At 47.0% G+C, this 25336-nt stretch carries 24 protein-coding genes; 1 reads left to right on the plus strand and 23 read right to left on the minus strand.

The window, feature by feature from the left end:
• Positions 1 to 59: 59 nt before the first annotated feature.
• From DWB64_RS07460 to rho, 12 genes are all read right to left on the minus strand, one after another.
• Positions 60 to 1100: a glycosyltransferase family 4 protein gene (locus tag DWB64_RS07460; RefSeq protein ID WP_243118958.1), complete on the minus strand. Its 1041-nt coding sequence runs from the start codon at positions 1098 to 1100 to the stop codon at positions 60 to 62.
• A 130-nt stretch (positions 1101 to 1230) separates the two neighbouring features.
• Positions 1231 to 1713, minus strand: a complete 483-nt coding sequence (locus tag DWB64_RS07465; protein ID WP_129487587.1) for a deaminase — start codon at positions 1711 to 1713, stop codon at positions 1231 to 1233.
• A 47-nt stretch (positions 1714 to 1760) separates the two neighbouring features.
• Positions 1761 to 2390, minus strand: a complete 630-nt coding sequence (upp, locus tag DWB64_RS07470; protein ID WP_129487588.1) for a uracil phosphoribosyltransferase — start codon at positions 2388 to 2390, stop codon at positions 1761 to 1763.
• 21 nt (positions 2391 to 2411) lie between these two features.
• On the minus strand, positions 2412 to 2849 hold the full coding sequence (rpiB, locus tag DWB64_RS07475) for a ribose 5-phosphate isomerase B (RefSeq protein ID WP_129487589.1): 438 nt from the start codon (positions 2847 to 2849) through the stop codon (positions 2412 to 2414).
• Positions 2850 to 2964: 115 nt separating this feature from the next.
• Positions 2965 to 3945: an L-threonylcarbamoyladenylate synthase gene (locus DWB64_RS07480; RefSeq protein WP_129487590.1), complete on the minus strand. Its 981-nt coding sequence runs from the start codon at positions 3943 to 3945 to the stop codon at positions 2965 to 2967.
• A 117-nt stretch (positions 3946 to 4062) separates the two neighbouring features.
• Positions 4063 to 5262: a cation:proton antiporter gene (locus DWB64_RS07485; protein WP_129487591.1), complete on the minus strand. Its 1200-nt coding sequence runs from the start codon at positions 5260 to 5262 to the stop codon at positions 4063 to 4065.
• Between the two features lie 178 nt (positions 5263 to 5440).
• Positions 5441 to 6508: a peptide chain release factor 1 gene (gene prfA / locus DWB64_RS07490; RefSeq protein WP_129487592.1), complete on the minus strand. Its 1068-nt coding sequence runs from the start codon at positions 6506 to 6508 to the stop codon at positions 5441 to 5443.
• Positions 6509 to 6515: 7 nt separating this feature from the next.
• A complete protein-coding gene (gene prmC, locus DWB64_RS07495; protein WP_129487593.1) occupies positions 6516 to 7364 on the minus strand; it encodes a peptide chain release factor N(5)-glutamine methyltransferase in 849 nt (282 codons plus the stop codon).
• The gene (locus DWB64_RS07500) at positions 7352 to 8284 is read right to left on the minus strand and encodes a DUF1385 domain-containing protein (protein ID WP_129487594.1); all 933 of its coding nucleotides are present in this window, start codon (positions 8282 to 8284) and stop codon (positions 7352 to 7354) included. Before DWB64_RS07500 ends, prmC begins: the two co-directional genes overlap by 13 nt.
• Before the next feature lie 30 nt (positions 8285 to 8314).
• Positions 8315 to 8902, minus strand: a complete 588-nt coding sequence (locus DWB64_RS07505; protein ID WP_129487595.1) for a thymidine kinase — start codon at positions 8900 to 8902, stop codon at positions 8315 to 8317.
• A 105-nt stretch (positions 8903 to 9007) separates the two neighbouring features.
• Positions 9008 to 9205 (minus strand): 50S ribosomal protein L31, encoded by a 198-nt coding sequence (gene rpmE / locus DWB64_RS07510; protein ID WP_129487596.1) that lies wholly within the window; start codon positions 9203 to 9205, stop codon positions 9008 to 9010.
• A 128-nt stretch (positions 9206 to 9333) separates the two neighbouring features.
• Positions 9334 to 10770, minus strand: a complete 1437-nt coding sequence (gene rho, locus DWB64_RS07515) for a transcription termination factor Rho (RefSeq protein WP_129487597.1) — start codon at positions 10768 to 10770, stop codon at positions 9334 to 9336.
• A 250-nt stretch (positions 10771 to 11020) separates the two neighbouring features.
• Here rho and DWB64_RS07520 point away from each other — a divergent pair, with 250 nt between their 5' ends.
• Positions 11021 to 12775, plus strand: a complete 1755-nt coding sequence (locus DWB64_RS07520; RefSeq protein ID WP_129487598.1) for a copper amine oxidase N-terminal domain-containing protein — start codon at positions 11021 to 11023, stop codon at positions 12773 to 12775.
• 71 nt (positions 12776 to 12846) lie between these two features.
• Here DWB64_RS07520 and DWB64_RS07525 read toward each other — a convergent pair whose 3' ends face one another.
• From DWB64_RS07525 to DWB64_RS07575, 11 genes are all read right to left on the minus strand, one after another.
• Complete coding sequence (locus DWB64_RS07525) at positions 12847 to 13665, minus strand: 3-keto-5-aminohexanoate cleavage protein (RefSeq protein ID WP_129487599.1); 819 nt, start codon at positions 13663 to 13665, stop codon at positions 12847 to 12849.
• Between the two features lie 76 nt (positions 13666 to 13741).
• Positions 13742 to 14353: a V-type ATP synthase subunit D gene (locus DWB64_RS07530; protein WP_129487600.1), complete on the minus strand. Its 612-nt coding sequence runs from the start codon at positions 14351 to 14353 to the stop codon at positions 13742 to 13744.
• 16 nt (positions 14354 to 14369) lie between these two features.
• Complete coding sequence (locus DWB64_RS07535) at positions 14370 to 15743, minus strand: V-type ATP synthase subunit B (protein WP_129487601.1); 1374 nt, start codon at positions 15741 to 15743, stop codon at positions 14370 to 14372.
• Positions 15744 to 15753: 10 nt separating this feature from the next.
• A complete protein-coding gene (locus DWB64_RS07540; protein ID WP_129487602.1) occupies positions 15754 to 16056 on the minus strand; it encodes a V-type ATP synthase subunit F in 303 nt (100 codons plus the stop codon).
• A 7-nt stretch (positions 16057 to 16063) separates the two neighbouring features.
• Complete coding sequence (locus DWB64_RS07545) at positions 16064 to 16492, minus strand: ATP synthase subunit C (RefSeq protein ID WP_129487603.1); 429 nt, start codon at positions 16490 to 16492, stop codon at positions 16064 to 16066.
• Positions 16493 to 16506: 14 nt separating this feature from the next.
• Positions 16507 to 18273, minus strand: coding sequence for a V-type ATP synthase subunit A (locus DWB64_RS07550; RefSeq protein WP_129487604.1), 1767 nt, complete (start codon positions 18271 to 18273; stop codon positions 16507 to 16509).
• Between the two features lie 2 nt (positions 18274 to 18275).
• The gene (locus tag DWB64_RS07555) at positions 18276 to 18893 is read right to left on the minus strand and encodes a V-type ATP synthase subunit E family protein (RefSeq protein ID WP_129487605.1); all 618 of its coding nucleotides are present in this window, start codon (positions 18891 to 18893) and stop codon (positions 18276 to 18278) included.
• 4 nt (positions 18894 to 18897) lie between these two features.
• On the minus strand, positions 18898 to 20910 hold the full coding sequence (locus tag DWB64_RS07560; protein ID WP_129487606.1) for a V-type ATP synthase subunit I: 2013 nt from the start codon (positions 20908 to 20910) through the stop codon (positions 18898 to 18900).
• 12 nt (positions 20911 to 20922) lie between these two features.
• The gene (locus DWB64_RS07565; protein WP_129487607.1) at positions 20923 to 21972 is read right to left on the minus strand and encodes a V-type ATPase subunit; all 1050 of its coding nucleotides are present in this window, start codon (positions 21970 to 21972) and stop codon (positions 20923 to 20925) included.
• Positions 21965 to 22351 (minus strand): hypothetical protein, encoded by a 387-nt coding sequence (locus DWB64_RS07570; protein ID WP_129487608.1) that lies wholly within the window; start codon positions 22349 to 22351, stop codon positions 21965 to 21967. Before DWB64_RS07570 ends, DWB64_RS07565 begins: the two co-directional genes overlap by 8 nt.
• Positions 22352 to 22422: 71 nt before the next feature.
• Entirely contained in the window at positions 22423 to 24237 is a 1815-nt protein-coding gene (locus DWB64_RS07575; RefSeq protein ID WP_129487609.1) for an S-layer homology domain-containing protein, read from the minus strand.
• Positions 24238 to 25336 lie beyond the last annotated feature (1099 nt).

Here is a 25336-nt window from a genome sequence, read left to right on the forward strand (position 1 = left end):
CCTATCAACATGTTTCCCTGCTACGATAAAAAAGGCTGTCATCGACAGCCTTATCTGATTTATTCCTCGTCAACCTTCACTCTCGCCTTCAAGCTCAACCTGATCGGAATCAGAATCAAAATGGCGGCGATCGCTATGGTGATACCCATTTCGACATACAGCTTTTTCAACAAGAAAACGCCGCCTAGTCCAAGTAGGGTATTGATCAGGTACAGCATGAGCACCGTTTTCTTCTGTCCGAATCCCATCGACAGAATCCTATGGTGCAAGTGCCCCTTGTCGGCTTCAAAGGGATGTTTCCCTGTGGCGGTTCTTCTGACAATCGAAAAGAAGGTATCGAAAATAGGAAGCCCCAGGGCCAAAACGGGTGCGAAGAAAGTGATCGCCGTGGCGCTTTTAATGGTACCTTCTATCGATATCGCAGAAAGGATAAAGCCTAAAAACAGAGCGCCTGTGTCCCCCATGAATATCCTTGCAGGATTGAAGTTGTATGGTAAAAATCCAAGACATGCTCCTGCGATGATAAGCGTGATGATTGCAATTTCGATACGTCCGTTGATAAACGCGACATAAGCAAGCGTCAGCGCGGATATCGTAGAGACCCCACCCGACAAGCCGTCCAGTCCATCGATCAGATTAAGCGTATTGGTGATTCCAACGATCCAAAGAATGGTAATTGCAGTACTTAAGAACTCATCCACATAAATCGTTTGCGACAAGTTGAAAAAGCTTGAGACTCCCGTGATGCGGATATCCGAAAACACCAGGATGAAGGCGGCGAGTATCTGCACCATAAGCTTATATTTTGCTTTGATCGGCGCGATGTCATCGACAAAGCCCAAAAATACGATCACAAGCGACCCTATCATGATACCTAAGAGTTTCGTCGTAGGTAAATCGATAAAGATCAGCAGTGAGAACATCACGGATATGAAGATCGCAAGTCCGCCCAACCTTGGAATAGGTTTTGTGTGAACCCTTCGATCATCACTCGGTACGTCAATGGCACCGACATGATGCGCCACCTTGATGATCAGCGGCGTAGCAAGTAAGCTCATAAAGAAAGCCGTGAGCATCGGCAAAAACAATTTGATTACCACGAAGTAACCTCCATCTATCTGTTGTTGAATCCTCTGTCGTTTGATAAGATTTCTCTCCACGCTATTTTATAACCAAACAAGTCAAAAGGCAACAGAATTCATTTTAAGTAACGCTATCTTAATATCATAATCAGTAGGCGCAGGACTCAGACAAGGAGTCGTCGTGACTTATCCAGTCTTCTACCATGAATTCCCTAAAATCAGTACTTGTATCTCTGACGACGATCTGTTCGATACCCGCATTGATGATCAGCCGTTTGCACATCGCGCAGGAGCTTGCTCTGGGCACATACTCTCCATCCGCCTCTTTTCCAACCAGATAGAGCGTTGCTCCGATCATCTCGCTTCGCGCCGCAGAAATGATCGCATTGGCTTCTGCGTGAACGCTTCTGCACATCTCGTATCTTTCACCGCGCGGAATTTCAAGCTCCTGCCTTCTGCAAGAGCCAAGATCCATACAGTTCTTACGCCCTCTCGGCGCGCCTGTGTATCCAGTGGACACGATTTCGTCGTTCTTCACGATAATCGCCCCGAAATTTCTACGGATACAGGTACCTCGCTTGATGACGGTTTCTGCAATATCCAAATAGTAGTTGTTCTTATCGATTCTCATCTCGTCCTCCTTTTCGGCTAAAGCAAAAAAGCGCATAAGCGCTTTTTTTATTTTGTACCGAACAGTCTGTCGCCGGCATCTCCAAGACCTGGGATGATGTAGGCGTGATCGTTCAGCTTCTCGTCAATTTTCGCCACGTAGATATCCACATCCGGGTGTGCGTCCTGAACCGCTTTTATGCCTTCAGGGCAGCCCAAAAGACAGACAAACTTGATGCTTTTGGCACCACGCTGCTTGATAAATCTGATCGCCGCAATCGCAGAACCACCAGTAGCAAGCATCGGATCTACAACATAAAGGTCCCTATCTTCAATATCAGCAGGCATTTTGCAGTAGTACTCCACAGGCTCAAGCGTTTCAGGATCCCTATAAAGACCCACATGACCCACCTTTGCAGCAGGCAAAAGGTTTAAGAATCCGTCTACCATACCAAGACCGGCTCTTAAAATAGGCACGATGCCTTGTTTTCTTCCAGCGATCGTCTTTCCTGTCATCTTCATGATCGGAGTTTCAATCTCCGTATCTTCTAGCGGAAGTTCACGTGTCACTTCATACGCCATCAGCATCGAAACTTCTCTGACAAGCTCTCTAAATTCCTTAGAACCCGTGTTCTTGTCTCTGATAATAGATAATTTATGCTGGATCAGCGGATGATCCATCTCAAATACTTTACTCATTTGGCACCTATCCTTTTTAGTTTAAGCTTCGATTTCCATTATTTTATCGATACGTGTCTGATGGCGACCGCCTTCAAACTGTGCATCTAAATAAGCATCAACAATTCTCAGGGCAAGACCGACGCCTACCACCCTACCGCCTAAGGCGATCATGTTGGCATCGTTATGCATACGAGTCATTTCCGCGCTGAACACATCAGAAAGAACCGCACATCTGATTCCTTTTACCTTGTTGGCAGCCATCATGATTCCCTGGCCGGTTCCGCAGATCAGGATCCCACGCTCGCACTCGCCGCTTACGACAGCATCAGCTGCTTTTTTCGAGTAATCCGGATAATCGACGGATTCAGTCGAATACGTTCCAAAATCCACTACTTCAAACCCTCTACCAGCCAAGTGCTTTGCAATTTCTTCTTTTAAAGCAAACCCACCATGGTCACATCCTAGTGCAATTTTCATAGTAACCTCCTCTATACGCATCGCTTTACATCCTTACTATTATATCAGCTAAAACCTCAAAATTGAAGTTATTTCAAAAATGTAGTCTGTCAGTTCCGCCCTGACCCAGAAGTTCTCACAGCAGCACTCGATGGCCGGCAGACTTTAGCAGCCTGTTCATCACCGCAAGTCCAACGCCGTCGGTGCTCACAGCCTTGATCAAAACGACATCGACCCCTGAGTTGTCCGCAGCGATCAGCCATGCAAAAAGATTCTTACCCAGAATTTCAGCATCTGACTCTAAAATCAACCTCACTTTTTTTCCTTCAGACTCAAACTCAGATGCGAGCTGTCTGCATCTTGACTCATCGAGTCCTTCATCAAGCACATAAACCTGGGCATCGGGAGCATAGTGCCTGTATTTCATGCCAGGCGCCTTAGGCACCATATGGTCCATCTTGTCAAGCAGCGTAGGATCAAGGCTAATCGTACCGATCACACCCTCGATCTGGTTCACAGTGACAGAACCCGGCCTCAAGAGCACCGCCTGGCCTGAACTGACATCCAGCACCGTAGACTCCAGACCATGTTTCGCATCGCCTTCTGTGACGATCGCATCCACTCTTCCTGAAAGCTGGCTGATCACATGCTCGGGCCTTGTAGGGCTAGGTCTGCCCGACACATTTGCAGATGGTGCCGCGACAGGAACGCCCGCAAGCTCAATCAGCTTAAGCGCCACCTTGTCAGAAGGCATTCTGACAGCGACCGTACCCAGTCCGCCCGAAACAATATCAGACACCTTCCCGCTCTTTTTAAAGACCAATGTCAGGGGGCCGGGCCAAAACGCTTCCATCAACTCCACAGCAATCTTAGGGACACTTTCCACAAGGCTTTCTAAAATACTCTGATCGTGGATATGGACGATCAGCGGATTATCCGATGGCCGTCCCTTGGCCGCATAGATCTTCATTGCGGCCTCCTCGCTAAGGGCATTCGCACCTAAACCGTAAACCGTTTCTGTAGGAAAAACGACCGTACCGCCGTTCTTTAAAATCTCAGCAGGCTTTAATAGCTGCTCGTCACCCTTTTCTTTTTTATACTCAATAATCAATGTCATAGTATACACCTCGGATTCTTTGCTCTATATTATAGTACATATGCGCCCTTGTTGAAAGTACTGTTTTTCGGACGCATAAAAAGGCCGCGCAAGCTGCGCGACCTTTAGGGCTTATTATCATTTAGTACTTTCAACAGCAAGTGACACAGCGGTTTTTTGAACCTTCGGCGCCATCATAGCGCTTTCTCTTTCGAAAGACCATTTCAGCAGCGACGGCGTCATTAGCGTAGTCGCCACCACCATCAGGATCACCCCTGCGATTTCCTTATCGGTGATGATGTTCATCGTCACACCTAGATTTGCTAGGATAATAGCGACTTCTGCCCTCGGAATCATCCCAAGGCCGATCTGCATGCCCTCAAACTTATTAAAGCCTGTAAGCTTCGCGCCTACACCACATCCGATCACTTTTCCCAAACTGCCTAGAATAATAAGGATCAGACCGATGCCTATCGCCTGAAACGCCGAGAAAAGATTGACCCCCATACCTATCGCCACAAAGAAAACCGGAGTAAAGAAGGTAGTCGAAATAAGGTTGATGTCGTGGCTGACCTTGTGCCTCACTTTTGTCATGCTAAAAGCCACACCTGCGAAGTAAGCGCCTGTAATTGCTGCAACACCTAACTCCTCTGACGCGAATGCCAGTAAAAAGCATAAGACGATCGCATAAGTGACTACATGGTCGCTGATATTGAGCTTTTCACAGAATCTATCAAGCAGTCTAGAAATCCCTATACCGACTATGTATGTTAAAGCAAAAAACATGCCCAGCTTGCCGATTACCAGTACGATATGCGCCCCTTCTGTGGGGTGCAGCACGCCTAGTAAAAGCGCTAGAAGGACAATTCCAATGATATCGTCAATGATCGCCGCACCTAAGATAGTAATCCCCTGTCTGGATCTTAAGCGCCCGATCTCCCTAAGTGTCTGCACCGAGATGCTCACAGAGGTCGCAGTGGATACGATGCCCATAAACAACGACGTTTCGACACTGCGGGTAAGCAGGTAGGTCCCGATACTCACCAGAGTAAAAGGAACGACAACACCCCCAAGAGCAATCATCGAAGACGATTTGCTGGACGATTTCAGTTCATCGACATCTGTTTCAAGTCCTGCCGTGAACATCAGGAATACGACGCCCAGCTCTGCGATATCGCCTATAAATTCGGTTTTCACCATAAGCCCCATGCCCAGTATCATACCTACGATAATTTGTCCTAAAACCGCCGGTTGTTTAAATCTAGTACTGATCAATCCACCGATATTTGCCGCAATTAGGATAATTGCCAATTGAACCAGGTAGAAGTACTTTTCCATATAAGACCCCTCGCAATCTGTCTTTTCGAATACACATACCTATTCGAAACCCCCACTACATTATCAAAGTATACTCCTTTAAGGGGGGATGCGCAAGGATGAAAACGCGATTTTCGGAATTGTCAGACGCAGCCTCTAAAAAAAAAACGCCGATTTCTCGGCGCTGTTTTTCTATGGATTATTCTGTTTCTGCAAGCATTTCTGCCTGTCTCATCGTAATCAGCGCATCGATAATCTCATCGATCTCACCTTCCATGAACTGAGCCAGTTTATATAGCGTGATAGGAATCCTATGGTCTGTCACACGGCCTTGAGGAAAGTTGTACGTTCTGATCTTTCCACTTCGATCACCTGTTCCAAGCTGTGATTTTCTATCCTCAGCAATTTCAGACTGCTGCTCGGCAAGCTCCATCTCATAGAGTCTCGCAGTCAAGACCTTCATGGCCTTGTCCTTGTTCTTAAGCTGTGATTTACCATCCTGGCATGAAACAACGATACCTGTAGGAAGATGGGTGATACGAACCGCCGAATCGGTGGTGTTTACAGACTGACCGCCGTTACCCGACGACCTGAACACGTCGATTCTAAGGTCCTGCTTTCTGACTTCCACTTCGACATCGTCAATTTCAGGAAGCACAGCCACAGTAGCCGTCGACGTATGGATCCTACCTTGTGATTCTGTAGCGGGAACACGCTGTACCCTATGGATACCGCTTTCGAACTTCAGGCGTGAATAAGCGCCCTTGCCCTCGATCATGAAGATCGCTTCCTTAACGCCGCCGACACCTGTCTCGCTTGTGGACATCATATCCACTTTCCAGCGGTTCTTCTCGGCATAACGCATGTACAGACGTTGAAGCTCACCTGCGAACAGACCGGCCTCATCTCCGCCTGCGCCCGCACGGATCTCGACGATAACGTTCTTATCGTCATTCGGATCTTTCGGTAGCAAAAGCAGTCTCAGCTCTTCACGAAGCTCGAGCTCGCGTTCCTCATTGTCCTTAAGCTCCATCTTGGCAAGCTCACGCATTTCCTCGTCTTTTTCGGTTTCAAGGATTTCTTTTGCTTCTTCAATCCCTGACATCACTTGCTTGAACTCTCTGTACACATTGATAATCGGCGCGATATCGGCATGCTCTTTCATGAACTTCTGCCACTCGTTCTGATTATTGATGATCTCAGGATCTGAGATCTTGTATTCAAGATCGATAAATTTCTCTTCAAGCATCACTAACTTGTCTAACATATCCTACCTACTCTTTCCATTTGCCGCACACCACACGGTCGTGCCCGGCTAAATCCTTAATTATACGAACCTCACAAAAACCACGGGCTTCAAGTAATTCCGAAACATCCTTGCCCTGATCATAGCCGATTTCAAAATAGAGTCCGCCGCCGCACTTAAGATAACCTGGCGACTCCTCTGTGATCTGTCTATAAAAATCGAGTCCGTCTAAGCCGCCGTCAAGCGCCAGATGCGGTTCGAAGTCCTTTACATCATTCATCAGTCCCTCAATATCAGAGCGCCTGATATAGGGAGGGTTACTCACTACAAAATCGTATTTCGCATCCTTATCCAGCGCGCTGAACACGTCGGAATAGAGTACCGTCAAACGATTTTTCACTTCATTACTATAAGCGTTTTGACTGGTGATTTCAATAGCTATTTCAGAAATATCAAGCGCTGTCATCCTGCTCTCTTTGCTATAGCTTAAAAGGGAGATACAGATCGCACCGCTTCCGCTTCCGATTTCGACTCCGCTGAACGTTTTACCTTCGTAGTCCTCAAGGATCGTTTCAACAAGTACCTCTGTGTCGGGCCTAGGAATCAGCACACCGCTTGTCACAGCAAACTTCAGCCCCATAAAATGCTTCTCGCCGATGATGTAGGCGATAGGTTCACCCATAAGGCGCCTCTTGATCATCGTTTCGATTTTAAGGCATGAGTCTTCATCAAGTTCCCTGTCCCTGCCTGTCACCAGCTGGTATCTCTCGAGCTTGCAAACAGACATCACAATCAGCTCTACATCCAGCTGCGCGCTATCAGAAACCCCTGTCAAAAGCTCGCTGCCGCTTTTTATCAGTTCACCTAAAACTTGCACGCCTTGACACCCTCTTCGACCAATACCGCCTCCATAGAGGCGATGGCTACTTCAAGCTGCTTCAGGTCAGGCTCGCGTGTAGTGATACGCTGCATCCAAAGACCTGGCTGACTGATGAATTTGACAAGAAAATTGTCGTACTTTCCAGATATCTTGATCAGCTCAAAAGCAAGTCCTGCGATAGCCGGTAGGAGTAGGATCTTAAGCACGATCCTCATGCCTATCGACGACCATGTCACAAACGAAAACACACCGATACTGATTGCGAGTACAAATAAAAGGAAGCTCGTACCGCATCTCGGATGGATGCGCGAAAATTTCTGCGCGTTCTCAGGAGTCAGCTCCTCACCCGATTCAAAACAGTGAATCGTCTTATGCTCCGCTCCATGATACTCGAACACCCTTTGTATGTCTTTCATTCTTGAAATCAACAGAATATATCCTACAAACAAGGTGATTTTGATCAGTCCCTCGACAAGGGCGAGCGCCATCACATTTGCTATCTTCACCTTCAAGAATCCTGCAATCACAGAAGGAATGACAGCGAACATGATAATCGCCATGCCAAAGGCCATGATCATGGAAAATCCGATAAGCACATTGTCCGCCTGATCCTTAAACGTTTTCTTCACCCATAGGTCGAACTTCGATTCCTCATAGCCGTCATCCGCTTCAGCGAAAAATTCCGCCGAGTAAGTAAGGGCCTGAACACCGATGATCATTGAATTGATCAGGGCGACCATGCCCCTTATGATAGGAAGCTTAAAGAGGGCATGGTTGAAAAACTGGCTCGTCTGATCCAGCTTCGTTTCAATTTCGCCGTTTGTTTTTCTGACACTCATGGCAATGGTTTTCTTACCGCGCATCATCACGCCTTCTATCAAGGCCTGACCGCCTATATCACAATATTTTTCTTTCATCATCTTTTCCTTTCGGGAAACAGGTACTTTCTAAATTGATCTATCTCTCAATTCAAAGTAGCAGCTCGGGCATAATGACTCGTAGCTGACATCACCAACGTGGTCTATGGCCACTTGCGCTCCTTCGAAAACAAATTCTCCATTAATAGTCCTACCGTTAAGTAGGGCTTTCTTGCCACACCTGCAGATCGTCTTCAATTCTTCCAAGGTATGTGCGAGCAGCAGCAATCTTTTACTGCCTTCAAATCCGTTCGTCTTAAAATCCGTTCTAAGTCCATAGCAGATGACAGGCACGTTCATCGTCACCGCGATTTCGAATAGCTGGTCAATATGTTCCTTGCAGAAGAACTGCACTTCGTCCACCAGGATGCAGTCAGCCTTATGCTGTCTCTGATACTTGCCGACAATGCTGATCAAATCATCTTCTTCAGTGACTAGAAAGTCAACTTCTCTTGCAACTCCAAGTCTTGATACAACCGTGTTTCCACCTTTTTTATCCGTAAAGGGCTTCATCAGCACAACGTGCATTCCGCGCTCTTCGTAGTTGTGGGCCACTTGCAAGAGGGCAGTGGATTTACCGGAATTCATTGCACCGTAACGAAAATAAAGTTTTGACATTGATTCAGCCTCCGAGATTATTTTGATACCATTGTAACATACATTTGTGAACAAAAAATAAATGGACTAGAGTTCTTAACCCTAATCCATTTCTTGCTTCAAATTCTAAAGATTGTATTTCGATTTGAATTTTTCTGCTCTACCGCCACGTTCCACTTGCTTAACTGTACCAGTGAAGAAAGGATGACACTCAGAACAAATTTCGATTCTGATCTCTTTTTTAGTAGATTTTGTTTCGAAGTTGTTACCACATGCGCAGTGCACTTCGATTGTGTTGTAATTAGGATGGATGTCCTTTTTCATTTGGCTCACCTCTTTTCTTCAAATAATATACTTCTGTTATTAAGTCACGTTCTAAATACGAACATGATTCATCCAGTATGAAAACCATTAAATTATAGCATGTATTCCATGTGATTGCAACCGATAATTTATCGTTTATTTTCGATAAAGGATCTGCCCCTCATTTTTTCTACAAATTCGTCGTTGGTCTTTGTCGCCATCATCTCTTTGATCATATACTCGGTGACATCCTGCACAGAAGCGTTGGCAAGGGCGCGTCTGACGTTCCAGATGATTTCCATTTCCTTTTGGTCGAGCAGCAGTTCTTCTCTTCTTGTACCCGACTTATTGATGTCAATGGCAGGGAATACGCGTTTTTCAGAAAGTTTACGGGACAATATAAGCTCCATGTTGCCCGTCCCTTTGAATTCCTCAAAGATGACATCGTCCATTCTGCTCCCCGTTTCCACAAGGGCTGTCGCCAAAATCGTAAGGCTTCCGCCTTCTTCGATGTTTCTAGCAGCACCCAAGAACCTTTTGGGCTTATGGAGCGCCGCAGGGTCTAGTCCACCTGATAGGGTACGCCCGCTTGAAGGAATCGTCAGGTTGTAGGCTCTTGCAAGCCTTGTGATCGAATCAAGGAGTATCACTACGTCTTTTCCCATCTCCACAAGTCCCTTTGCCCGTTCAAGGACCATTTCGGCTACCTTGATATGATGGGAAGGGAGTTCATCAAATGTAGAATAGATCACATCCGCGTCAATCGACCGCTTCATTTCAGTAACTTCCTCAGGACGCTCGTCAATCAATAACACGATGACTTCCGCTTCAGGATATCTGGTTGTGATGCTTTTTGCAATCTTTTGAAGCAAGATCGTTTTACCAGCTTTTGGGGGAGCGACGATCATTCCACGCTGGCCCTTTCCGATTGGGGCGATCAGGTCGATGATACGCATGGCAAGATCCGTAGAGGAGCTTTCCAGTTTTAGACGCTCATCGGGATAGAGCGGAGTCAGGTCGTCAAAGTTCTTTCTCCAGCTCGCCTTGCTTGGCGAAATGCTGTTCACAGTCTGTACTTTCAATAGCGCCCTAAACTTCTCGCCGGCCTTAGAAGGCCTGACCGTACCAAAAACCTTGTCTCCGGTTCTCAGGTTGAATTTTCTAATCTGCGATGGCGACACGTACACGTCCTCATCACTTGATAAGAAGTTCTTAAACCTCAAAAAACCGAATCCCTGGTCCATGATTTCAAGAACACCCTCGACTTCCTGGTTGCTTCTCGAATTAAAGTCCGATTTTTGTGTTCTCTTGGGAGTGGGCACCGGGTCCGCAGCAGGATCGATCGCAGGCTGCTCAAAGTCGTCCTCGTCGGCAGAAAGCGCCTCAAGGTCGTCCGCTTCTTCAACCGGCACAGCCGCTTCACTCGCGGGACTTTGCACTTCTTCAAGCGTCTTCTTCTGGTCGATCTCGAACAAGAGGTCGATAAGCTCCGATTTTTTGTACTTCATGACAGACTTAATGCCAGCCGACTTAGCGATTTCTCTAAGGTCAGATAACTTAAGCGTTTCAAGTGCTTCTCTTTTCATTAAACAACCTCCTGGTTGTGCTTTTATCCTTACATTCGATCTTATATTTATCGGGATTTATATCTAGGCGGGTTCTGGCTACCTACACCACTTGATTTGTGCAACAATCATATCATACTAAGCCAAGTTGAGCAAATAGACTGCTTTATTAAATTCACATTACTACTTTATTACTGTGATTGAATGTTCACAATTGTGATATAAAATAGGTAGTGAAAATAATCCTACTTCAGCCTTAGGGGGCGTTTAAATGTTCAAAAAAGTTATTTCAATCATCATTGCAATTTTACTGCTGCAAAGCGCTGTTTTTGCCAGCTCCAATACTTCGACCAAAAACCTAACGATCGTCTTCGACGGTTCGGTGGTCACTTTCGACCTTCCTGCAAAACTCATCGACGGCGAGCCGATGATCCCCATGCGCGAGTTTTTCGAAGTCCTCGGCGCAAGGGTGGACTGGTACGGTGAAACAAGGCATATCGCAGCCTATAGAAGCAACATGTACGTCAAACTGCAAATAGGAAACAGCACCGCCTACCGAAACGGAAAATCCTATGCCCTTACGCACGCTCCAGTCATTCTCAACAGCCGCACCTACCTGCCGGCAAAGTTCATCGCGATGTCATTCGACATCACCTACGAGTTCGACTCAGCGCAGAACAAGATCATCCTTAACACCCGAGAAAGGGCACGCTTCAGCTATAAGAACGATATCTTCTTTACAGCGGTCGACATCGACGACTACAATATGACCATCTCCATCCCCTATGGGTGGAAACTGCTTGAAGACAACACCTACGGCATCTTGGACGACTACGACGATTACAAGATCGCGATCAAACGTTATGCCAATATCGAGAAATTTACAGAAGAACAGTACAAGAACAGATACAAACAGGCGCTCATCGATACCTATGGTACCAAGGTCGTCTTCAGCTACGATTCGACCTTTGCAGCGGACGACAACACCTTCAGCGCTTTCGGGTATTTTCTCAACGACAACAAGCTCCAAAGGTTCTATGACGTATATATCCTCGAAATAGACGGTGAATTCTACATCTTCGAAGGCAGCTACGGTGTGACAACCGACGAAACCTATATCCGGGATATCTATCATACCATCCTGGACCAGATGCAGCTCAACGCGAAAACAGTCGAAAGCATCAACGAGCACTATATCGAGTATCCGCCTTTTATGATCTATGGCATCCACCTAGACAACGAGTTCACCTCAAACCAGGAGGTGACCAGCAAATTCCAAATCAAAGGCTCGATCAAAGAGCATCAGTCGATCCTAAAGCTCTATGCCGTCATCACAAAAGGCGACCAGCGTACGTCGTTCAATATTCCAGTCAACAAAACCGGTGAGTTCGACAGCTTCCTGTATACGCCCTTTGGCATAGGCAAACACAATATCCAGTTGTTCGCCAAGACCACGGACCAGACGAAGGATTCGCTGCTGCTTCAGTTCAGCGCGATCAACCTCTCGTCCAAAGTGACCAGATACCTGATTCCTTCGCTCTACGCACAGAGCAATACCGTTGAAGCGACCTCTCTGACAAGCTTCCTCACAAACCAGACGACCAGCAGCTATCTGAGAGCCCAGGCGATCTACAACTACATCCTCACCGATGTGAAGCTTGAAGCTGAAACACTGGAGAGTCTCGAGAACATCCGAACCTCCAATGATGTGATTATCAAACACCTGGCGACGCCGCTTGAGGCAAACATCCTGCTTGCGACACTCTTAAGGGCTTCTGACATACCGGCGAAAGTCTATATGGGCCAGATCGGCACAAAGACCTACTACTTCGTCGAAGCGCAGATCAACGGAATTTGGACGGTCCTGGATCCTGTGACTGAAAAGAAGGCCACTGAGAATCCAAAACTAACAGAGCAGGTAAGCGGTGCCCCGGCATCGCCTTATACCTCCTTCGACCAGTATTTTTACATCAACACCACTCAGTACAAAAACCTGATGGACGGCTTGCAAGTGCTGCCCTATTGAAAACTAAAAAAGAGTAGCGGCACCGATGACGGAGCCTCTACTCTTTTGCTTTTTCATTCAATCACAAGTCATTATCTTTTCTTGATTCCCAAGATCGCTCTAGCCTCATCCGGAGTGGCGACAGCTCTTCCCGCGTCTCTTGCGATCCTTGCGACACGTTCGACAAGCTGCGCGTTAGACGTCGCAAGCTCACCCTTGTTGTAATAGATGTTATCTTCAAATCCGACTCTGACATGTCCGCCCATGGCAATCGCCATCAGTGCAAGCGGAGTCTCGTATCTTCCTATTCCAGCGACCGTCCACGTCGATCCCACAGGAATCGTCCTGATCATGTGCATGAGGTCTTCAGGCTCTCCCGGACAAGCGCCAGGTACACCCAGTACAAAATCAAAGTGCAGTGGTGACTCCAAAACGCCTTTTTTCACGAGCTTGAGGGCGTTTGTGATCATTCCTCTTTCAAACACTTCAATCTCAGGCTTAACACCCATCTCTTTCATCTTAAGTGCGAACAGTTCGATATTCTCTTCGGTGTTCATAAAGACTTCAGGTCCGAAGTTGCAAGTTCCAGCACTCAAGGTCGCCATCTCAGGAGCAAGCTCAACTGGTTGCAATCTCTGCTCTGGAGTATGCCAAGTCGCACCACCTGTCGAAGGCTGGACGATGATGTCGCATTTCGCTTCGATTTTCTCTTTGATTTCCTTGTACACGGCAAAATCCTGCGTAGGATTTCCTTCGTGGTCTCTTGCATGCACATGTACGATTGACGCCCCCGCCAAATAGCACTCGTATGCCGCCTGTGCGATCTCGTCTGGCGATACAGGTAGACTAGGTTGTATTTCCTTTGTCACCTCGGCACCAGTGAGAGCCGCAGTAATAATCAATTTACTCATTTTAATTCCCCCAAGAAATTTATTTACAGTGGAACCAACACTGCAAGCTTATTATAACATAGAAACTCGAATCGTCTTAACGCTTTTGCTTGCTCTTCACGCGTTTAAGCCTAAAAAAGTCCTCGCGCTCCTTCTCTTCCAGTTCGTTTGTGATGCTCTTGACATATTCCCTGAATTTAGGAATTTGAATCTTTTCAAGCGAATTCGCCCTTTTCTGTGTTTTCTTGATTTCCATCGCCAGCTTAAAGATCGCATTCTCCGCTTGCGCCAGCTCATAGCTAAGGTATTTCACCTTGTTAAAGGAGCTTACTGCGATATCAAGCGAAGGATTCGATCTGAAAAACCCGTATGACGCCTCCACCTTCTGTTCCTTGTAGATAATCTGGGGCAGTTCCACCCCCATCACGCTCTTGAGCCTGACTTCAAAATCGCGCTCTTTCGGGATCGCTCGGGCGATGTCTATGACGGCATCCGTCCCCATGGTGATGTTCACATACTCAAGGGCCCTGTAAGCTTGTGAATAAAGCGTCGCTATTTCGGCCTCGATGTTTTTCGCATGCCCCATAAGCTCCATCATTTCCCTGATGAGCACATTCCTTTTCTTATCGAGCAGTTCGAATCCACGCTGCGAAAAGCTAAGCATGTTTTTAGATTTTATTAGATTTGCCTTTGTCGCTACTGGTTTCATGGGTTTATCCTTATCGTCATCCTACATAATGCCTATTGATCAGTTCCTCGCTAAGTCTGGTGAGTTCGGATTTAGGAAGCATGCTCATCAGTCGCCATGACAACTTAAGACTTTCTGTGATACTTCTGTTCTCATCGTATTTCTGCACAACAAAGTCAGATTCAAACGCCCTGCCGAACTCCATATATTTTCGGTCCATCTCAGACAGGTCGTTCTCCCCGATAATCTGCGCAAGACCCCTGATGTCCTGCACACGTGAATACAGCGAAAACAACTGGTTGGCCACATCGGGATGGTCGGCGCTCGTGTATCCTTCGCCGATGCCGTCCTTCATCAGTCTAGAAAGGCTCGGCAGCACGTTCACAGGAGGATAAACCCCGTCGTTGGCAAGTTCTCTTGACAAGACGATCTGGCCTTCAGTGATATACCCTGTCAAATCCGGTATCGGATGGGTGATGTCGTCGTTTGGCATGGTCAGTATGGGTAAAAAAGTGATCGAGCCAACTTTGTTTTTGATCATGCCGGCACGTTCATAAAGCGACGCCAGATCCGAATACAGATACCCCGGGTATCCTTTTCTCGAGGGCACCTCTTCTCTTGCAGAAGCTATCTCCCTTAGCGCTTCGCAGTAGCTTGTCAGATCCGTCATGATCACAAGCACATGGTAGCCTTCTTCAAAGGCCAAATACTCGGCGGCTGTCAGCGCGCACCTTGGCGTCGATATCCTCTCAACGATCGGGTCGTCGGCAAGGTTTTGAAACATCACCACGCTAGACAGCGTCCCCGACTCTTCGAACGTTTTTCTAAAGAAGGCGGCATCGTCATGTTTGACACCGATCGCGGCAAAGACGATGGCGAAAGGAACATCCTCCTTGTCGCTAATTTTTGCCTGCCTTGCGATTTGAGCCGCCAGCTCGTTATGCGGAAGCCCGTTACCAGAAAAAATCGGCAGCTTCTGCCCTCTGATCAGGGTCGCAAGTGTGTCGATCGATGAGATACCAGTCTGTACAAAGTTTCTCGGGTATCTTCTTGCGATTGGGTTCATCACCCTCCCGCTGATGTTGTAGGTGGCCTTTGCAAACACCTTTCCACCGCCGTCGATGGGTTCTCCGATGCCGCTGAAGGTTCTACCTAGTATGTACTTGGAGAGCCCTATCTCAAAGGGGCGCCCGGTAAAGCTGACCGTCGTATCTATCGTGGAAAGTCCCATCGTTCCTTCAAAGACCTGGGCGACCACTTTGTCTCCGTCAAGTTTGATCACCTTGCCCTTGCGCGGATTTCCTTTAGCATCAACAATATTCACAATCTCGCCGTAACTGGCATTTGAGATCCCCGACAGTACAATAAGGGGACCTTCTATGCTGTGTAGGTTCAAGTATTCTCTTTTCATCATGCACCTCTTAGAATTTTATGCCGATCGACTCACGCACATACTGAGCGATATGGTCTTTAAAGGGTTGCCCAGGATCAGGTATCGTCAGGATCATCGTGTCCTTCTCAACAAGCTTTAGCGCCATTACCTCTTCATAGCAGCTGTCGACAATCCCGTCTGTCAAGAGCACAAGCCCCACTTGCGGATTTTCGATAGCCTCTTTAAGGCGAACAAGCGTCTCCTCCCCAGAGGTCACCATAACAGCCTCAATGCCGGCAAGGCGCATACCCACCCTGGTGTCGGATGCGTTAGTGATAAGCAGCGTTTTCATAAGCCACCTATAACTGTCCGAGTATCAGAATCGAAATGATCAGACCGTAAATCGCGATACCTTCAGCAAGTCCCACAAAAATAAGCGTCTTACCCAAAATCTTAGGATCCTCGCTCACCGCTCCAAGGGCGGATGAACCAACGGCACCCACGGCATATCCCGCACCGATGGTCGCCATGCCAGTCGAAAGCGCCGCAGCGATCAGTCCGATTCCCTTATCTGTAGAAGAACCGGCCGCATCATCCGCCGCATAGACGATCTGCGGCACCAGAATCATGATGGCGACAAGCATGAGCGGCACATAGACCATAAGGTTCACACGCAGGTACTTCCTCATCTGTTTTCTTGCGTTCAAATCTTCTTTTTTGATGTAGTAAAAGCCTAACAAAACTGTCAGCCCGACTACGAACATCGCAGCTATCAAAATCAATCTCATATCCTCATCCTCCGCTAATCGTATTTTGCAAGCAGTGCATCATAATAGATATCTATTTCCGATAGCAACCTGCCAATTCCCCTTAAATCGTCATTCGGTATGTTATATTTCATTCTCACCACTTGTTCAAACAGCTTTTCGTTTTTTACAAGTGAGATGGGAATGCCCTTGTCGATCGCCTTTTTCGCCTTATCGTACAGGTACTTGATAAGTTCAAGCATCAGATACTGCTTGGGCAGCGGAACGAACGTGTCCTGTTCATGAAAGGCGTTTTGCTGCAAAAATCCTTCCTTGATCACCTTCGATATCTCTATCACCAGCCTCTGGTTGTCGGGCAGCACATCCTCGCCCACCAGCTGCACGATGTCCGCTAATTTGTTTTCCTCATAGAGAATGCTGAGCATCTCGGCCCTCAGCGTAAAGGCGTCCTCACTGACATTCTCCCTGTACCACGGCTCAAGCGTCTTCAGATAACCAGAATAGCTGTTCAACCAGTTGATCGAAGGATAATGCCTAGCATAGGCCAGTTTCTTGTCAAGCGCCAAGAAGGCGTTCACAAACCGCTTGGTGTTCTCCGTAACAGGTTCAGAAAAATCACCGCCCGCAGGAGAAACCGCGCCGATCACCGTGATCGAACCCTCGCTTCCCTGGTGCGTGATCACATAGCCGGCCCTCTCATAAAACTCTGCGAGTCTTGAGGGCAGGTAAGCCGGATATCCTTCTTCGGCGGGCATCTCTTCGAGTCTACCCGAAATCTCCCGCAAGGCTTCCGCCCACCTTGACGTCGAATCCGCCATAATCGCGACGTGATATCCCATATCCCTGTAGTACTCAGCGATGGTGATTCCCGTATAGATGCTCGCTTCCCTGGCAGCCACGGGCATGTTGGATGTGTTGGCGATAAGAATCGTTCTGTCCATCAGCGGTCTGTCCGTCTTAGGGTCGATAAGCCTTGGAAAATCCTCCAGCACCTCAGTCATCTCATTGCCGCGCTCACCGCATCCTATGTAAACAATCACATCCGCATCCGACCACTTGGCCAGCTGGTGCTGCGTCATGGTCTTACCGGTGCCGAATCCTCCCGGAATGGCGGCCGTCCCGCCTTTTGCAAGCGGAAAAAACATGTCGAGCACCCTTTGTCCTGTGATCAGAGGCTTTGAAAGCAACAGCCTTTCCTTCACACTTCTTGGTTTTCGTACAGGCCATTCCTGATAGAGCGGCAGTTCATTTACGTTTCCCCTGTCGTCTTCAAGCTTGATGACAAGGTCGTTCAGCGCGTATCTGCCGTTCTTTTCCACACTGACCACCCTGCCCTCTATTCCCTCAGGAACCATCAGGCGGTGCTCGATCAGTTCAGTCTCCTGGATACGAGCGTAAATATGGCCGCTCTCAAGATAGTCGCCGACAGAGGCATCAAACTTCACCAGCCAAGCCTTGCCAAGCTCTATCGACAAAAGACCTATGCCTTCCTCGATATACCCTTCACCCTTGGCCTGCATCTTATCCAGGGGGCGTTCGATCCCGTCGAACATGTTCCCCATCAGTCCGGGGCCTAGCTTTACAGAAAGGGGTTTTCCTGTCCCCATAAGCTCATCGCCTATCTTCAGCCCTTCAGTCTCTTCATATACCTGAACCGTTCCGACTCCGTTTTCCAATTTCACCACTTCGCCGATCAGCTTCTTGCCGCCTATGGTGACCATTTCTCTCATCTGAAAGTTGAACATCGGACTCGCCTTGACCACCGGCCCGTTCACTAAACTAATTTTCGTTTGTTCACCCATGGTCACTCTCCAGCCTTTTCAAGCAGCACATACAATTTTTCACCGATCAGGTCCGCACTGTCCTCAACCATCTCCCTAAGCCTCATGTCGAACCTGCTGTTATACTTTTTCTCCTTTACCACAAAGCCCCCGATCGAACGTTCCGAAAGCTTTTCGAATAGGATTTCCCCGCTAAAGCCAAGGGACTCAAAGGCGTCCTTGATAAAGATCCGGTCCTCGTCCATGCACTTGACCTCAAGCGTTTCCAGCTTTGAAAACTCAAGCGGAAGCGACTCGATCTGACGCGCGACATAGCTTTTGTACTCCTGTGAGGACTTAAATACCTTGACTAGTTCCACCAAGCGGTCCATCACCGCCTTAAGCATGCTTTGCCTCGCCTCAAGCGCCTTTTTACTGCAAAAAAGCTTTGCGTCCGAGATGATTTTCAGGTACTCGTCCTCCGCTTTTTTCGCCTCTTTCTTGGCCAGCTCGCTCGCGTCCTGTTCAAGCTCTTCTCTTCGTTTTGCAAGCATGCGTTCTTCATCGGCGCTGTTCTGAAACCTAAAATACTCGGCATCTTTTTCCACCTTGCCAAGAATCGTTTCTCTAAATTTTTCTAATTTACTTTCAATAGTAATCATGTTTTCACCTGTAATCTGTCTGTCTCTCAATAGTTACACCGACATCGATACCTAAAAACGCCTTGCCGTCGCCAGTATAGTATTTACTGAACATCTCATAATAGATCAGCCTCAGGCCCTGAATAAAGACGATCAGACCTTCGAGTGCGATGACGACCACATTTCCCACAAGAAACATCGCGACATCTCCTGCGCCTGTGCCGATCATCTCGGCAATGGTATGAAAAGCGATAAAGAGTCCGACATGGTTGAGTGCGAACGCTCCTACCCTGATAAAGGAAATACCGTTTGAGAGCATGCTTAAAAAGGTTTCCAGCAGTTCGAAGCCGCTTTCCATGTAATAGGCGCCAGCACCCTCGTGATAGAGCGGCCTTTTTCCGACCAGGCTGTTGCTCAAGGGTTCTCTGACAATCAAAAGCAGTACGGTAAGGCCTAACACGGCCATCACAATCCTGATCGACCAAAGGGGAGCTTCATAATAGGTCATGCCCCCAAGAGTCAACAGTCCGCAAAACAAGACAAGACCGTTGATTCCGTTTCTGCCGAAAATCCCTTCCTTGATATCGCCCGTGCGAAGCTTGTTGACGATGCTGTACACAAAGCTGACCAGCAGGAAGACAATACCGGCGCCGACAGAGATCATCAACACAAGGTTGGTGTTCTCGATCGGTCTCAAAAACAGATGCTCAAGCGCGTCGTTGTTGAACAAATCAATAAGCGCACCCGAAATCAGATGTTCAATACCGAACATCGAATCGTAGACAAATCCAAAGAGCATCGAGGATAAGCCGATACGAATCAAGACTCCACTCACAGCAGTGCTCTTTTTACGCGAGATCAAGTATCCTACCAGTGCGAAGATAAAACCTTGACCTACATCCCCGAACATGGCTCCAAAGAGTATCATATAGCTGATCGCCAAAAAGCTTGTCGGATCCGCTTCCCTATACGATGGCGTTCCATATAGGGTCACCAGGGCTTCAAACGGTCGAAAAAAAGGATGGTTTCTAAGCTTCGTGGGCACCTTTTCCGTATTTATAAGTTTTTCAGAGTGCTCTACAAAATAGATGCGCCCCATAAAGGCGTTTAGCGCCTTCTTCACATTTTCCACTTCCACCGTCGGCACCCAGCCGCAGGTAAGAAAATGCCGTCCCGTACAAGAGATATGCGTCCTCACGCTGTCAAGGGTCTTTTCAAGCTGTAGCTGCGTGTAGGCCTTTTTGATCAGCTCACCATTTTCCTCTTCAAAGCTCTCTAGCTCCGTTCCAAGATCAGCAAGCTCGTCCTGGATCGACAGCAGCTTGTCGTTGATCATCTTGAGAGCGACTTTGGGGTAATCCATGTATTCCCATAGGATTTCAATAGGCTTAAAGTACATCGACCTAAGGAGCGCATTGGTCTGATGCTCGAGCACCTTAGGCGTGATCACCATAAAAACCGGCTCGCCGTCATGGTCAGAAAGCCTGAAGACCAAGGCGTTCACATTCTCATAATTTAGCTCCAGCCGTTTTTGATATTCGTGGTCCATCATTCCAAACCTGATGTCAAAATGCGACAGGTTCCTGAATTTTTTTAGGTTGAAGGCCACTTCCTCAAGTCCTGCGATGATCTTTTGCCTGTTCACCGCAGCGTAGGTCTCAATCAAGGAATTTATCTTGGCGTTCAAAAGGGCGAACTTATCGTAAATCTGGTCCACATCCTCAATCAGCTTGGCCCTTGTCAATTTTGGAACGATCATTTCCTTATGTAAGGCATTGTCCATACTAAGCTTCTCCATCAGCACGGCCAATTTCTTTTCGGTCTCTTTAATCTCTAGCGGTTCCCCGAGGTGTTTCATCGTATCCGTCAAAAATTCGCTGGGCACACCCCAGATCTCTTCGTAATTGTCCCTTATCACCTTAAGGCCGGTTTCTGATTTGACAATATTGACCTTTCCTGTCGAAATCAGCGTCTTCATGACCGCTTCGACATCTCTAACCATGCCGACTACGTTTATAAACGACATCTTTTCAATCAAATGATCCACCCCCTATTCCAATGTCCTCACAAGAAACTGCGAAGTCTGTTTAGCATCAAGGCCATACCTCTTTGCTTCAATGATCGCAAAGATGTCCCTGAGTTCATATTCCAATTTATGCAAAAACCCGATCGGCGTCACCAGATTCAGCTTTCCCTTCTTGCTAAGTTCAGAAAACAGTTCGAACAGGCTTCTTTCCATTTCGCGTTCCATAATCAAATCCATATTGCTTTCTTCCATAAAGAGCGACCGGTACTTCGAATTCTTTAGTTCTTCGATAAGGACCTGGTAGCTCGGTAGATAGCACAGCGTCTTCACTTTTTTCAAATTCAAGTACTTACCGTCGTCAAGGCAGTAGTTGAAGAGCTCTTCGGGCGTCAGCGCAAAGTTCTTGACCCCCCGGTAGATCCACTGAATGTTCAAATAGTCGATATTGGTTCCCAAGAGGTCCAGCATAAAGGTCTTACCTTCTCCGGCAAGTTTTTCCATCTGATCCGCAAGCCTTTTAAAATAGAGTCGGTCGAGGGTCATCTCCATATAAAAGAGCACCCGGTCGTTCGATTCGTTTACAAAGGGTTTTAAGAGCGGTCCAAAATGCGTGCCCATCAACCGGTCAACCACCTGCTCCAGGTTTTTAGACTCTAAAAGATGGGGGTAATCCTTAAATTCAAAGTGCTTGGATACCAAAAGCTGCTGTGCGTCGATCTTGTCCGTGTCCTGCCTGAGCACCGACCTGATGACCAGTTTCAGGTTTTCTATCTCATATCTTGCCAGCAGCAGTTTAAAGAGTTTACGTTCTTCATTCGTCACATAATGGATCAGCTGCTCGTACTTGCTGAACACATACCTTCTGAGCACGCGTTCAAAGTTCACCGCCTCGTCCGTCTCGTACTTTTTCACCTTCACAAGCTTGCCGTAGATGCTGTTGTCCACCAAGTACTCGATCACCTCATCTTCAGTCTTCAGATTGATCAAGGTATGGTAGTCCTCCTTCGTGAGAAGTCCGCTTTCTAGGGACTTCACCTTGGTGTACAGGGCCGCGAACCTCGTCACGCTACCCATGCGACTTGCCCCTTTCTGTGAACAGCTGATAGAATACCTGCTGGGCGATCATCTGTTTCTTGCGGTCCGCTATTTCAATCAGTCTTGCGATATGCTCCTCAGACTCCTTCAAAATCCTCGCTTCTTCTTTTTTAGCTTCAGAAATTCGCTTTTCATAGTGCAGCTTGGAGTTCTGACGCACTTCCTTCATGATATCGAGCTGCATATCCCTAAACTGCTTTCTCAAATGTCTATCCTTCTCATCGGCGATTTCCTTTGATTTTAAAATCGCTTCTTCCGCTTCTTTTTCTATTCGCATCACCGATTCGAATACCTTCTCCATCACCTTTTGTTCCATCGTCACACCCGCTTTCATGGTTTTCATCCATTTACTTTTCATACCCTAAATCTAGGAAAATGCTCACTTTATACGAAAAAACCCACACAAAAACAATCTTGTGTGGGTTAACCTTACTCTAGTCTCATTAACTTTTCTGCCAGTATGATTTTGTCTTCTCTCACGCCGTAAACAAAGACGGTCTGGTCCACCTTGAATCCTGTGAAGCTCTGCTTGATACCCGAACTGCTAAGCATGATCGTCGAAGCGTTCGTGTTGACCGTATAGCTCACGCCGTCCACGTTCACAATCAGCACCGAAAGCTCCGTGTACACCGTTTCAACATAACCTACGATGTAGTTTTTTGCCACCTTTGACGTAGCTGTCAGTTCGCTGATCACAGCACTTTCCACCACGGCGCTCACCGTATAGTTGGTCCTTAGGTCAAAATACGACTTGACCTGGCCGTCTATGGTAACCTTGGCGCTCTCATCGATCGTGTAGGTGTTTTCGTTTCCGTTCACATCCCTGATCACGATCTGATAGGTATCACCGATCGTCACAGAAGAAATCACACCGTTCTCTTTACCTATCACACCTGTAGCCGTAATTTTAGTAAGCTCGTCAAAGGTCGCCTCAACGACAACCTCGTCTCCAACCAGCAGGGCGCCGATTGTTTTTACCTTTTCGTTACGCGTGATCTTCACCGTGTCAGAGACCGTAAACAGCTTGTCGCCGCTACCGATAGTAATCAGCACCTTAGGCTCGCCGTCCACAACAATCGACTTGATCACACCCTTAAGGGTCTGATACTTCGTTTCAAAGTCCATCGTATAAGCGACCTTTTCAGAAATCCCAAGGGTCACCTGGTCACCAACGACCATCCCGTCATACTGGGCGGCTTCTCCACCGGATGTCACTACGATATCCTTGTCCACCGTATAAAACTCAATGGCGCCTGTCACGTCGTTCTTAACATAGATATAGCTGTTGCCGGATAAAGAGGCGATATTGGTCACTTCACCCGTCACCTCTGTAAGTTTACGTTCCACATTGTCCGATGTGACCTTCACAAGCTTATCGTTTTTGTAGGTGAGCTGAACGATCATATCGAGGGTGATATCGCTGTAACCAGCAGGTTCAGACCCGATAACCACTTCAACCGTATCATCGATTTTTTCAATATAAGACGAAGTAGTCGATCCCACTTCATAAAAGACGATCTTTCTCGTATCATCAAGCTTTACATAGACAGTGGCATTGATCACCTTGTCCACCACCGCATTCTCTTTAGCAAGCACGTCGATGCTCGTCGAAAGCATCTTCGCAAGCGCCGCCCTGTTTAAGGGTGCGGTCGGATTGAAGTAGCCGTTCGAATCACCAGATACGATCGCATGTTTGTTCAAGATATAGACATATTTCAAGCTTTCAAAGGAAATGGCTGTCACATCCTTGATCGTAGGCAAGCTGATGATCTGGTTCGTATCCTCTTTTAAAAACAGATTGAGGGCCTTACCAAGGTACTTCGACATGTCTTCTCTAGAAATATCCTGGTGCACACCATCCTTCATAAATCCAGAAAGGTCCGTAGCCGCCAGTATCTTGTTTTCTATAAAGTAGGCCACAGCCTCATGCAGGTTGGGCCATGCAGGTACCGAATAGCTTGTCAGTGCCGACGCATATCTGTTTTTAAGTACCTCGACCTCATTCTTGTCAATCAGTCCTTGAGCGTCAAGTGTTCTGTAGATCACCACCACGGCCGCATATTTCGACACCTGGTCAAGGGGCTTGTAGGTCCCGTCCGAATACCCCGTGACAATCCCAAGATCCGCCATACGTGTAATGTACTCCTCAGCCCAGCTAGCATCATTAAGATCCGTAAACCCAACAGCAAAAGCCATATTGGTAAACATCAAAACCACCAGCATCAAAGCAATTAATTTTTTCATCCCATCAATCTCCCTTTTAAAAGTTTATGTATGTGTTTTTCACTATTTACTCTTTCAAAACCGTCACCCGCCACTTAGCGCCCGACACTAACATTATCCTAGATTTTGTGGTCATGTGCAATCAAATACACTACATTTAATGGAAATGACATAAATCCCACCCAAAGCATAATGTCCCTGTACGGGTAGGCTTTATGTCTACCCTCCCTTAAATCCATAAATAGATAGCAATTCTCTTTCATCCTCTGATGTTGAGTTTAGAGAGCAATGCATTTTTGGAAAACCACACTAAGGGTTCTTTTTATGCAACTCTTCTACTACCTAGCGGTTGTTCATTTGAAACCAACTGGCATTTTTCACTTGTACATGTATTTTTAAGGCGCTGCGCTTGAAATGCAAGGAAGGATAGGTAGGTGAGGAATGTTTGCCTTGCTTTTGGAGCGGAGCGTCTTAAAGAAAGTGCGAGGGAAGATGGGCTTTATTGAATGGTGGATAGTTGATTGGGTGAATAAAGAATTGTTATGACCAACCCTTAGTGTGGTTTTATAGATGGCACTTCTCTTTATGCTCTTTGAAGAGCTTTGAGAGCAATGCATTTTTTGAAAACCACACTAAGGGTTCTTTTTATGCAACTCTTTTACTATCTAGCGGTTGTTCATTTGGTGTTGGCTGGTACTTTTCATTTGAACATGTACTTTTAAGGCGCTTCGCTTCAAATGCAAGGAAAGATCGGTAAGTGAGGAATGTTTGCCTTGCTTTTGGAGCGGAGCGTCTTAGAAAGGACGTGTGAGTGAATGAAATATGGTGAATGGTGGATAGTTGATTGGGTGAATAAAGAGTTGTTATGACCAACCCTTAGTGTGGTTTTATAGATGGCACTTCTCTTTATGCTCTTTGAAGAGCTTTGAGAGCAATGCATTTTTTGAAAACCACACTAAGGGTTCTTTTTATGCAACTCTTTTACTATCTAGCGGTTGTTCATTTGGTGTTGGCTGGTACTTTTCATTTGAACATGTACTTTTAAGGCGCTTCGCTTCAAATGCAAGGAAAGATCGGTAAGTGAGGAATGTTTGCCTTGCTTTTGGAGCGGAGCGTCTTA

The organism is Fusibacter sp. A1 (assembly GCF_004125825.1).
GTDB lineage: Bacteria > Bacillota > Clostridia > Peptostreptococcales > Acidaminobacteraceae > QQWI01.